We start from the raw sequence: 10,645 nt of genomic DNA, 5'->3' as shown, positions 1-10,645 counted from the left end.
TGCTTCCCCGAAAAGTTTAGCTTTCTAAATATGAAGTTAGATTTTTTAAAACATCTAGATAAAGGTCAGCATTATTTTGAAATTTTAATTCACCTAAAACTTAATTTAAATGATCAAGTGAATATCAAAAATTACTCAGAATTAAATATTGCAAACTTTAAATTATATGTTACTCCAGCAGTGAATTTATTTAGGAAACAAGCAGAACCACAGAAAATAAATCATAAGCAATTAGAATACCCTTTAATTACAGATGCACATCATCCTGAGTATTATCAAACATATAGTATTACTAGAATGCAGATGATCCGTGAAAAATCAAATCAAGAACAAACAGCATTTGATATTTATCCTTTTTTTGCAATGAGTCATTATCAAGATCCAGATACTCAATTTTTTTATAGTTTAAATTCAGCCCATTTGCATAATAAATACACAGAAACAGTATATAGTATTATCTCAAAGCAGCTTTCGCCAGAAAGCACTAAATCAGACTTCATTAGTACACAATTACTGTGTTCCAATCGTGACTTACCCCATGAAGCGTTAAGTCAGACTAATAGTATTCTGAGTTTGAATGACAGTAGTCTTGCACGGCGAGCGGTGGTTCTAAAAAGACCCAATAAACCCTATGTTTTTGAAAAAAATAAAAAAGAACAATGGAGAATTATTTCACATCTTTCATTAAATACTTTGTCCTTAATGAAAGGAGAGACCTTAAGTCATATTAAGGAATTACTTGAACTCTATAATTTACCCAAATCAAAAGAAAATCAACTGATTATTAATTCAATTCAAATGGTTGATTTTTCTCTTACTCAAAAAATGGTAGAGGCAAAACCTTTTCCATTATTTGTCCGTGGTTTAAAAGTAAAACTAGCGATTGATTCAAAGGTTTTCCGGGGGCATAGCTTATTCATTTTTAGCCAGCTTTTAGCACATGTTTTCAATTTAAAAGTACACATGAACAGTTTTGTTGATGTTGTTATATCCGATGCTTATACACAACAGGAGTTATACCAATGCGTGCAGAACGTTGGTGGCAAGACACTTCTGTAATTGGGGCCTTGATTGAACAACCGCGTGCCTTTGAGTTTATTCAAGCAACACGATTATTACGGCAGACAGCAGATTCAAACAAGGAAATCAAGGGAGATTGGGCCAAGCCATTTAGATTTCATAGTTCTTTAAATCTTAATTTTCCCGATACAGAGATTGAAAGTTTAAGTCTTGATGAGGAGAAAATTCATTTAACCAATTTAATGGTCGGGCTAACAGGTATTCATGGAAGCTTACCCTATAGCTATACCCAGAAAATTAGACACAGTCCCCGTATCCAACGCGAGGAGACTATTCATTTTTTAGGTTTGTTCAATCATAAGTTGACGACCCAATATGTCGATGCATGCTTGGCTTATCATTTACCTGTGCGCTATGAAATTGAAGCAGAGAACCATTATTTAGATATTTTGCACGCTCTGAATGGATATATTCGCTCACAGCACCATCAACCAGATTTAGATGATTATTTTGCTGAATTTGCAGGTTTAATGCAGGGGCAAAATAATACAGTACATGCTTTGAAGATCATGTTGAGTGCTGTGCTTAAACAAAATATCAAGGTTTTTGAGTTCATCGAAGAAAAATTTACTCTGTCTGTTGATCAGAGAACAGTGCTTGGAGGAAATGGAAACCTTTTGGGAATGAATACTTTTTGTGGTGAAACGATACGTCAAATTGACGAAAAGATAGAGATAGTGGTCGGCCCAGTTTCTTATAGCGAATATTTAACGTTTTTACCGAAAAAAGAAAATGGCGAAAAAATTAAACGGATTTTGTCTACTTGGTTGAGCCCAACACTCGCGGTTGATTTAAGGCTCATTCTAAATAAAAACGATATTCAACCGTTACATCTGAATTCAACAACCACTATGGGCTTATCCCAAGGTGCTTTTTTAATGCCTAAACAGAAAGATCACAACGCTGAAACCTGTTATGCACTGATGGGAATGTGACATGCTTAAACTTTTTATTGCAACACTTGTGAGCTCATTGTTACTGGTGTGTGGTGTTGTTGTTTTTTATTGGCGTGATACTGGTTATGACCCAAGTGCAATTGATTTAGTTCGTCATTTGCTTTTACTTCCCTTATTGATCAGTGTGATTTTATGGTTGCCTTGGGCTATCTACAGAGTATGGAAAGCACAACAACAACGTAAAGAGCAACGAAAGCAAGATGAATTGGCACAAAGTCAACAGATAGAAGCTGTAGAAAAACAAGCAAAACCTGTTGATATCGAATGGATCCAACTTAATATTTATTCTTCAGCTGCTTATAGTGCTTTGGGAGAAAATGAAACAATTATTGATGAACTGCAAAAGTTTAAAAGCCCTGAGTTAGATACTCAATTACAGAATAATTATGGGCTTCCAATGTTGTCCTATCGTATACAAGCGCTAGACAATGTCATTACAAATGCAGATGAAGAAGATGAATTTGAGATAGAGCACCCTCGTCACCAGCGTATTCAAGCATTGATTGAGCATCAACTTGAACAGCATGCTGAAACATTGTGGCAAATTGCGCAGCACTTAAAACAATCTGCGTTATTTTATGATAGCGAATTAGCTTATGAATATCGAATGCATCCCGCTTGGATTGATCCGAATAGTGAATATGCATCTGATGTACAAGACGATCAGGAAAGCATTAAAAGTGTAACGAAACTGAATCGTATTCATATCCATATTTTGTTATCTGAGTCGGTTTTACATTTTTGGAATGAAACACAAAGTTTTGAAATTGTGGAGCATTATTTAAGGTCTTTAGGGATCATCACTGCACAAATTCAAATTGAACATCATTATTTGAGTCAGGAAACTGCCTATAAAGACTGGGTGTTGTTGTTGGCACAAGTGTCTAAGCAACTAGAAGAAATTTCATTGATTCTTAATGTTGACTCTGAAATTGATCAAGAGTTGCTAGATGAAAAAACATGGCTGACGGATCGTTACTTACCTTCAGAATATGCATCGAGTTGGTGTTTGGCTGCATCTTTTTTACAACTATTAGAGACTACACCACAAAAAAAACTGAATATTGGTTTAAATGTGGACAATATCTTAGACCAACTTCCAACTGAGCACATGCTGAGCTTAGAGCAATTGAAGCCCGTTCAGCCTTTTGTGTTGATATTGGATGATATGACAAATATTCCAACCATAAAAAAGGTCAATCATGCTTTTAGTCAAAGCCATATTGAGCCACACCATTTTATTTATACAAAACAAAGTCTTGGTGATACGCAGCATTTGGCGAAAATATTCGGTTTTATGCTGGGTATGCATTTGCCAGATGAACTTATGACAATGATCTATAGCGTAGATCAATCTTCAACGCATTGCTTTATACAAGCATATGAAGACATGAATGAAAAATTAGCACAATCCATTTAAATTAAAAAAGAATAAGAGAGTAACGTGAATTCTTTATTTTACAACGTATTAGGTTATGTTTGGCAGTATGTGACGAATCCTAAGGCCATTATCGCTTTATCTTGTTTTGTTGCGTTATTTGCAATGTATAACACGATTCCCGCCAAAGTTTTTTGGGCTTTAATGATCTGTTATGTATTAGGGCTTGTGATTTGGGGTGTGTATTTATTGATTATGCGTCGTCGACACGCTGCACAAGGTGAGGTGCTTGCTGACGCCATTGCCCATGATACGAAAGCTGAATATGGAAAGCAGAAAAACAACGATGAGCTTCATTTGATTCAACAACAAATGAAAGAGTCTATCCAATTGATTCGGAAATCTAAACTAGGCGATAAGAAAGGCAATGCAGCCTTATATGAATTGCCATGGTATATGGTGATTGGTAATCCCGCTGCTGGAAAAAGCTCAGCCATTTATAACTCGGGTCTAAAATTTCCTTTTGAAGAGACACATCAAAGATCAGTTTCTGCCGGTTTAAGTGGAACACGCCAGTGTGATTGGTTTCTTTCAACAGAAGGAGTCTTATTGGACACCGCAGGGCGTTACTCCATTTATGCGGATGACCATTTTGAGTGGTTAGGTTTATTAAATATTCTAAAAAAGAATCGTTCCAAGGCACCTATTAACGGTTTGATTGTGATTGTGAGTATTGCTGAGTTAGTCAGTAATAGCCCTGAAAAATCAATTAAACTTGCGAAAAATTTACGTGCACGTATTCAAGATCTAACTGAACGTTTAGAGGTTTTCTCTCCAGTTTATCTGGTTTTTTCGAAAATGGATTTGATTGCTGGTTTTACAGAGTTTTTTGAATGCTATGAAGTGAACGAGTTTGACCAGGTTTGGGGCGCAACGTTACCTTATAGCACAGATGCATCAAACCATGCGGTTGAGTTATTTGAGAAACATTATTCAATTTTATACGACGGTTTGAAAGGGGTGAGTACCACACATCTTAGCCGTCGACACGCTCAGAATATCTCGCCAAGCGTAATGACTTTTCCTTTGGAGTTTAAGAGCTTAAAGCCTGCATTGAAAACGTTTATTGGTACACTTTTCGAAGATAATCCTTATCAATTTAAGCCTGTTTTTCGTGGTTTTTATTTCACGAGTGCGCTACAAGAAGGTATCATCGAAAGCCCAATGACTGAACAAATTGCACAAGACTTTTTATTACAGAAAGGTTTGGGTAATGACAGCGGTATTCCAACACGTTCAATTTCACAAAATCATGGTTATTTTTTAAAAGGTCTATTTTCAGACGTTATTTTAAAAGACAAAAACTTAGTTAAGCAACACATCAACCCAACGCGTAAACGTCAACGGTATATTGCATTCGTTACCGCTTTATTTGGTGTGGCTCTTATTTTAAGTCTATGGGTTTGGTCTTATCGTAATAATCAACAACTGATTACCGATGTACAGGCTGACTTAGAAAAGGTTGTGTTACTTGAAAAACAGTCAGGTCAAGAGTTGTCCACACAGCTTAACGCACTGTTAATTTTACAAGAACGTATGCAACAACTCGATCAATTTGAGCAAGATCGACCACTAAAGTTTGCTTTTGGTTTATATCAAGGAGATGAGCTGCATGAGAAGCTTAAAACTGAATACTTAAAAGGTGTTCAACAAATTATATTGGTTCCAACGCAGCAAAATATTACTCAATATTTACAACGTGTTAAAGCCAATGAAGAGCAATTGCGAACCAATCATAGCAATGTAAAGCTAACACCTGTTTCAAAAACACAGCAATATTTAGAGCCGAGTGATACGAATCCACAAGATGCATACAATGCATTAAAAGCCTATTTGATGATGGGTAATGCTCAATATATGGATGCCAGTCATTTAAGTGACCAAGTGACTCGCTTTTGGCGGTCGTGGTTAGACAATAATCGTGGACAAATGCCACGCGGTGAAATGATTCAAAAAGCTGAGCAAGTGCTGTCATATAGCATGACTTTAACAAATGATCCTAAGTTTCCAGTCCTAAGCTCAGATAGTCTGGTGGTGGATCAAGCACGTCAAGCCTTGTTGTCTGTAGTACGAGGCATGCCTGCACGAGATCGTGTTTATAATGAACTCAAAATGCGCGCAGCAGTTCGTTATCCTGCATTGACCATAAAACAGATGTTGGGTGAGACGAATCAAAATACAATTTTAGGTAGTTATGCACTACCAGGCATGTTTACACATGCCGCATGGTCTGAATATATCGAACAAGCTATTGATGAAGTTGCCAAGCGCCCAACAGACACCAAAGATTGGGTGCTAAATAGCACGCAATCTGACGATTTAAGCTTTAGCGGTAGCCCAGATCAAATCAGAAAACAGCTAACTGACTTATATAAAAAGGAATATATTGCGGAGTGGAGAAAATTTCTGACGGGCATACATTATGCGAAAGCAAGTGATTATGCTCAACAAACGAATTTTATCCAAGTTTTAGGTGAACCAGAAAACTCACCAATTCGCAGCGTGTTTGATCGAGTTGCGACAGAGACTAGTTGGGATAATCCTGTTGTAATGGCTGAACTTGCAGCACCACAGACTGGATTTGTTGCTTGGTTTAAACGTAAAGTCTTAAGACGTGATGATGCAAAACTTAATGCAACTATCTTAAATCAAGCTCAAGGGTCTATTTCCAACGAGTTTCAAATGTTTTATCAGTTGGTCCGTAAACGTGATGATCAACAAAATAAATCTTTGCTTGATGAATATATGCAGTCTTTGGCACAAGTTCGTAGCAAATTCAATGATCTAAAAAGCTCTGGTGACGTTGGGCCAGCTACAATAAGCTTGGTTAAATCTACCATTAATGAGCAAAATTCAGTATTCAATACAACGCAAAAACTGGTAGATGAAAAAATGTCTGTTGGGTTGTCTGAGCCAGATCAAAAAATACTACAAAAGCTACTTATGTCACCCCTTACACAGTCATTTGAGAGTTTAATTACTCCAGCACAAGATGAGATGAATAAACTTTGGCAAATGCAGGTATATCAACCATTTAATAGTGGTTTGAGTAAGAAATATCCGTTTAACTCTTCTGCAACTTTACAAGCCACCAGCAGTGAGATCAGTCAAGTTCTCGGGGAGAATGGCAGTATTGCACGTTATGTAAAAGAGACACTTGATCCGTTGGTCATTCGTCGTGGATATACTTTGACATCGAAGACTTGGAAAGATCTAGGTATCAGTTTGAATCCACAATTTGTTGTAAATTTTCAAACTTATGTTGCGCCAAGTCGTGGCATGGCCACAGGAGAGTTAAATCAAACTTCATCTGCATCAGTAGCCCAAAATCAATCTAATTTTCAATTTTACCCAATTGAAAATACTAAACTTCTATCATATACCATTGATATTGATGGACAACGTATGCTCTATGAAAATGGGGTTCAGCAGTGGGTGAACTTTGTTTGGCCAAATGCAGGTGCAATTCCAGGTGCACGTATTACAGCTATTGATTTAGATGGAAAAACCCATACGATTTTTGAGGCTCCAGGTGAGTACGGGATTAATCGTTTAATTGACAGTGCACAACGTACGCAACGTGGAGGAAGCTATGAAATGATATGGAAAAATCAACAAAATCCTGAACTTGCTGTAAAAGTTAACTTCCGTTTAATCAGCGGGGATGCTAGTGGTGGAGTAGGAGGGCAACGTAGCTATAACGGTATGCAATTAGTTGATCAAGTGGTTTCAACTAAATCCGTTCGTGTGGTGGCTGCACAAACAGCACCTGTAGCAACAGCGGTGAGTTTAAAAGCTCCTACAAATTTGCAGGAGCCACGTTCATGATTTTATGGAAGACATGGGATAAGGAGGCGTGCCGATATGGATGAACTGCGTACATTGCCTTTATATTATGGAAAATACCCAGCACATGGCGATTTCTTAAAAACACGTGGACAATATGCTTTAATTCAGGTGATTGACCAATGGATTACGGAAGCTTTAGAACATGCGATGCAATCGGAAAACTTTGCTCAAGCTTATGAGAAATTACCATCATTAGACTTTTTCATTGCAAACCCACAAGAAAATCATTTTCTTGTGGCAAATTTAATTGCAAGCCATGATAGTTCAGGGCGCCAATTTCCAATGGTCTTAAGCCATTTATTGGAGGTTGATGATAGTTTCCAGCATATTATTTATGCACCATACCGCTATAAACAAACTTTGATTGATTTGTTTCAAAAAAACCGTGTAATGCGGTCACTACGCGATGAAAATATATTATTGGATAAGTTGACGAAATTACAGAATGAAATTCAGGTTTTTAATCATGTTGAAGCCTCTGCATTTTATGAACATCATACAATCCACTCATTTGCACAATTACTAAAAATTAGTAGTTACGAGTTTGCCCAAAGTATGATTGGATTAGGTTTGTTGCTACAACCAGTTATTCAGCAAGGGACGAGTCGCCTTACCAAAGTTTTGATTTTACCTATTCATAACGCTGCTTATTGCTACGAAATTGCAGCTTTTTGGGTCAAGTTAATCAGTTATTTTATTCAAAATCAAAATGCAGAGCTCTTGATAGGCATTTCTCATGACGAAAAACCGATCTTACTATTTGGTTTTCAAGGCGCTGATATTCTTACATTAAGTGAAATTTTTACACAAAAAATGGATACAGGTCGTTGGGTTTCATTGGTCAATGCAAATTGGATCGACCCATATTTAGAGCAAAATGCTGGTTTGGCAACCCTTGAACAAGCATTAAGTGAGAGGCAATTAAGCTTAATGCAAGGCGTAAGAATTTTTAAAAAAACATTTATAGATTAATGAGATATGAAAATAAATTATAAAATTAAAACAACGGAAATTCTATTCAGTTTAACACTGCTTTTCGGTGTCAACGTTTGGGCAGAGCCGGTTATTGTAGAAGGCATTGTTCCCAATCAAGCCAGTAAGCAAACCATATTAGCTAAAATGTACAGCATTTATGGTGCAGATCAAATTATTGATAAAATACAAGTTAAAGCTGTAAATGCACCATCGGGTTGGAGTGAGTCTGTAGCGAATTTGGTGATTCCAGAGCTAAAAAAAGTACATCAAGGGAAATTGTCCGTACGTGGTACGCAGATGGAACTCAATGGAAAAGTAATGAACTCAACGGATATCCAGCCCATAACAAACTTATTTCAGGGTTTAGTCATACCGCCTTATCGCTTAAATACGCAATTTTCTGTAAATCAGGCAGAACAACAAATTATTGATGATACGCTTAAAAATCGAATTATCGAATTTGAATCTGGCAGTGCCATTTTAGCAGTAAGCGGGACACAGATTTTAGATGAAATGGCACTGGCTTTAAATAAGGTTGGAGGAAAGAAAGTCCGAATTGTTGGGCATACAGATAGTTCTGGTGATGCGACAAAGAATCTAGCTTTAAGTAAAGAGCGAGCTATTGCTGTAAAAAACTATTTGCTCAACAAGCATATCGCTGAAGAGCGTTTAAGTGTTGAAGGAATGGGAGCAAATAAACCTGTTGCTGATAATGCTACGGCTGATGGGCGCAAGAAGAATCGTCGAATTGAATTTGATGTGATATAAATTTTGTATTGAAAGTTACATTTGAATGGCTTTGTTGCACAAACCTATCTCTAAAGGCTTATTCCATAATATAATTTTCGAATGAATAAGCCTACACCTAAAATCTACCGTACAACCAATTGGTCCACATATAACCAAGCTCTCATTAATCGTGGGAATATTGCCATTTCGTTTGATCCCAAAACACAATGGTACGCTCAACCAAAAAGCAAACATGGTCGAAATCAGACTTATTCCGATACAGCTATCCAATGCTGCTTAATGATTAAATCCATATTTCGTCTTTCCCTACGCATGGTCACTGGCTTTGTATAAAGCCTGATTAAACTCTGTGGATTAGATTGGACAGCCCCAGATTATTCCACCATTTGCAGAAGACAAAGGTATATTGATCTTGCAATTGGCTATCAAAAAAGTCGTGATGGATTACACCTACTCGTTGATTCTACTGGCTTAAAGTTTTTAGGTGAAGGTGAATGGAAACGTAGGAAACATCAGCCTGAATATCGTCGTCAATGGCGTAAACTTCACATTGGTATAGATGCTAAAACCCTGCAAATACGGGCTGCACAGTTGACTACGAACAATGTGAGCGATTCATAAGTCCTTGGGGATTTACTTGAACAAATCCCGTTGGATGAACAGATTGATTCAGTTTATACAGACGGGGCTTATGACACAAAACAATGCCGTCAGGTCATTGCAGATCGGCAAGCGAATGCAGTTATTCCACCCAGAAAAAATGCAAAGCCTTGGAAAGATACAAAAGTTCATTCGCAAGAGCGAAATGAATTACTTCTTACTGTTAAACATTTAGGCAGGACCTATGGAAAAAATGGTCAGGCTATCATCGGCGAAGTTTGGTCGAAACCAAAATGCATTGCATTAAATTATTAGGCGATCGACTATATTCAAGAAACTTTGGGAGCCAAGTCAATGAGATACATGCCCGTATAGCCGTACTGAATAAATTTACGGAATTAGGCCGACCTCATACCCGAGTTGTAACTTAAATTTGAGTGAGTTGGGGAGTGCTTCAAATTATAAATCTTTGTGCAACAAAGCCTGTATAGGAGAATCATTAAGTACCTACATCTCCACCTAAAGGGCCTGAAGGAATATGCGCTAAGTTTTTTGTAAGAAAGCTAGCAGAATGCAACAAAACTAAACGTAGCTGTAGCTGAATGCACAAAAACAATGCATAAATATTTCCTGTGAGGAATTTAAATATAAATAATTAATATATGGTATTGAAATATATGTAAATAACAGACTGGCATATTCCTTGCTAATGTTTAAATAGATTGATTAGTGGAGTAACTCAAATGGGTGAATTCAGCTTATTTAAAATTAAGGATATCCGTTTAATCGGACAAAACTCATGCGAACTATATATAGAAAATACCGAAACGCATTTAACCAAAGGGTGGGCGATATATTGTAATGATATTTTTGAGTACCAATTCCATGAACAGCTCAACCACTTATGCCAATCTGAGAATCCATTCACTTCATTACTTCAACTCAAGCAATATCATAAAGTCGAAGTTTTATGTTAAAGGCACATCTCTAACAGGGT

Annotated in this window: 6 protein-coding genes and 1 pseudogene; all 7 read left to right on the top strand. The window is 37.0% G+C overall.

Annotated elements, in window-relative coordinates:
* The coding region (tssF, locus tag GBI16_RS16365; protein WP_151707479.1) for a type VI secretion system baseplate subunit TssF at nt 1–1,059 on the top strand (1,059 nt) is incomplete at its 5' end.
* A complete protein-coding gene (tssG, locus tag GBI16_RS16360; RefSeq protein WP_086210613.1) occupies nt 1,023–2,015 on the top strand; it encodes a type VI secretion system baseplate subunit TssG in 993 nt (330 codons plus the stop codon). The genes tssF and tssG, both read left to right, overlap by 37 nt.
* 1 nt (nt 2,016) lies before the next feature.
* Nucleotides 2,017–3,456 (top strand): hypothetical protein, encoded by a 1,440-nt coding sequence (locus GBI16_RS16355; RefSeq protein WP_086210612.1) that lies wholly within the window; start codon nt 2,017–2,019, stop codon nt 3,454–3,456.
* 24 nt (nt 3,457–3,480) lie between these two features.
* The gene (gene tssM / locus GBI16_RS16350) at nt 3,481–7,302 is read left to right on the top strand and encodes a type VI secretion system membrane subunit TssM (protein WP_086210611.1); all 3,822 of its coding nucleotides are present in this window, start codon (nt 3,481–3,483) and stop codon (nt 7,300–7,302) included.
* A 36-nt stretch (nt 7,303–7,338) separates the two neighbouring features.
* Nucleotides 7,339–8,295: a type VI secretion system-associated protein TagF gene (tagF, locus tag GBI16_RS16345; protein ID WP_086210610.1), complete on the top strand. Its 957-nt coding sequence runs from the start codon at nt 7,339–7,341 to the stop codon at nt 8,293–8,295.
* 6 nt (nt 8,296–8,301) lie between these two features.
* Nucleotides 8,302–9,066: an OmpA family protein gene (locus GBI16_RS16340; RefSeq protein WP_086210609.1), complete on the top strand. Its 765-nt coding sequence runs from the start codon at nt 8,302–8,304 to the stop codon at nt 9,064–9,066.
* An 81-nt stretch (nt 9,067–9,147) separates the two neighbouring features.
* Nucleotides 9,148–10,079: pseudogene (locus tag GBI16_RS16335) on the top strand (IS5 family transposase).
* Nucleotides 10,080–10,645: the final 566 nt, after the last annotated feature.

This window comes from Acinetobacter sp. TUM15064 (assembly GCF_008980265.1).
Lineage (GTDB): Bacteria > Pseudomonadota > Gammaproteobacteria > Pseudomonadales > Moraxellaceae > Acinetobacter.
This window is presented reverse-complemented; position numbering and strand designations above follow the sequence as displayed.